The 2,244-nt window shown below is 50.1% G+C and carries 1 protein-coding gene; it reads right to left on the minus strand.

The window, feature by feature from the left end:
• Positions 1 to 2,244, minus strand: a 2,244-nt coding sequence (locus EO130_RS15430) for an MBG domain-containing protein (RefSeq protein WP_241244320.1), incomplete at both ends; no start/stop codon positions are given.

The following is a 2,244-nucleotide window of genomic DNA, read 5'->3' on the forward strand; positions in this document are numbered from 1 at the left end:
ATCCGGAACACCGTCGCCATCGCTGTCGAGCACATCCGTGACATCATAAATATCCGTTCCCTGCTGTTCCTCCACATAATCCGGAACACCGTCCCCATCGCTGTCGAGCACATCCGTGGCATCATTAGGGTCCGTGCCCTGCTGTTCCTCAACATCGTCCGGAACTCCGTCACCGTCGCTGTCAACGCTTCGAATCTCAAACTCGGGATTCCCCTCCAGTACCAATAGATAGTTCGGCCCTGCGGTCAGACTGCCCAAGGAAATTGCATATAAACCTACTGCCTCTCCTACTTCCCTTTCCAGACTGCCACCTGCACGGTCCGTACCGAACAGCTCTGGATCAAGGGAATATACCAGCTCAAAATCCACATCTCCATAGTTCTTGCCCTGATCGGCAACGATTACCCTTATCTCCTTGTTGACGATTTCAAAGGTCTGGTCCCTTGTGCCGATGTAGTTCCCAATACCGGTAATTGTCACTAGGGCGGTACCTACATCCACATTATTACTATAAGCCACGCTATAGTCTGTACCCTCGGTCAATATATAGGCTCCATCCTTCACCAGAAGCTTCGGCTCTTGAGCTTGTCCGGTGTAAGTCAGTTCCGCTATCGCTTCAACAGTGATTTCCGGCGCATTGATTACCTTCCTGCCGATGGCGAACAACACGCCTGTAGTGAAGTCAAGCGAGTAATTGTTTACCAGAAAGTTACCGTTGTCCACTAGTGCCAGAGTACCCAGCTCTATCGCATAAGTACCTTGTAACTCTCCTGCTTCCCGGGCAAGTGCCCCACCAAAGCCAGGTGTCTCTCCTAACACCACTCCACTTTGGCTATATGTTAGAATTGGATCTGACTCCCCAAAAAGCTTTCCCTGTCCAGCATCCGGGGTAATTATCAGAGGCCTCTTGGCAATCTCACCGTCAGTGCCCAAGACAATTGCATTAGCCCCTCCTTGGATAAAATAGTTCCTCGCATCGACCCCGCTGAGCGACAAGCTAGTAACAGTATAGCTCCTAAACCCCGAATCCTTGCGATCATATTGACCAACTCCGTTTACCGCTAGAACGTCCTCAGTGATAGGGTTACTCAAAGCTAAAGTCAGGTTCAAAATTTGGTCGTTGCCGTCATAGACCTTCGTCTTACCACTTATTATCGATACCGTGAGTTCCTTTGGTCTTACTTCCAAATTGCCTTGGAGCACAATTGTATTGCTAAAGTTCGGGCTGGTCACCGTTACATCGGCCAATTCCAACAAATAACTACCTACTTTGAGGTTTCCAGAAGTGCTCAATTCAGCTGATGGAACGGCTATGTCAAATACAGCCGTACCTGATGCTCCATCGGTCACCGTCACTTGGGTTCCGTTAATCTGGGTGTTCTGGGTAAGGTCTACAATCAACATACTGCCCGAGCTGTAGTAGCCCACCTCGGCCACTTCATACTGTGACGTACCCCCGTAATCCAACTCAATGTCTTTCAACTTAAACAAAAGCTGGTCCGCAGGAACAATCGTGAAGTCCCCTGTATCATAAGTAATATCATAGTTCTGTGCGGTTACCCCAGAGACCTCCAATACATCCCCATATGCTCCTGCAGCTTCCACTCCAGTGTTCGTTCGGACAATGGTCAGATTGGACGTGTCCAGTACAGTCTCGTTCTCCCCGAACTTAAGACCAATATAGCTCACCCCAGCATAGCCAGTCCCATCGGCCTGCGTCACGAACTTGCTATCATTATTGGCCCTCACCGTAAGCATTGCCTTGGTAATCGTAAAGTCAACCAGCGTGACCAGCTCCAGCTGGTAGTTGGACGCCTTGAAGCTCCCGTTGTCCTGCAGTGCAAGGGCGCCTTGTACTATTTCATAGGTTCCTACATTTTCACCCTGTACTCGACCTAAGTTATTTACAAAGTCAGGTATTTCGCCCACAACCTCTCCCGAATAGATATAGGTAATTTCTGGGTCTGATTCACCGTATTCTTTCGTCTGACCAGAGTCCGGGTTAACAAGAATTGTTCTGGCCTTTATATTTGCGCTGAGTGTTGGCTGTGCCAGCGTATAGTTGACCGCATCGCTACCTGTAAGGGTATAGCCCGTGGTCGTGATTTCAATGGCCGTTCCCACTGCGCTCTGTGCAAAGCTGTAGGAGCCTGTGCCGTCCAGGGCAACGTCATCCCCTTCAACCGCACCGCTCAAGGCCGCCGTTCCGGAAGCTGTTGCTCCCGTAGTGCCGTCGTAGGTCTT

The sequence above is a fragment of the Flagellimonas marinaquae genome, from assembly GCF_003992675.1.
GTDB classification, from domain to species: Bacteria; Bacteroidota; Bacteroidia; order Flavobacteriales; family Flavobacteriaceae; genus Flagellimonas; species Flagellimonas marinaquae.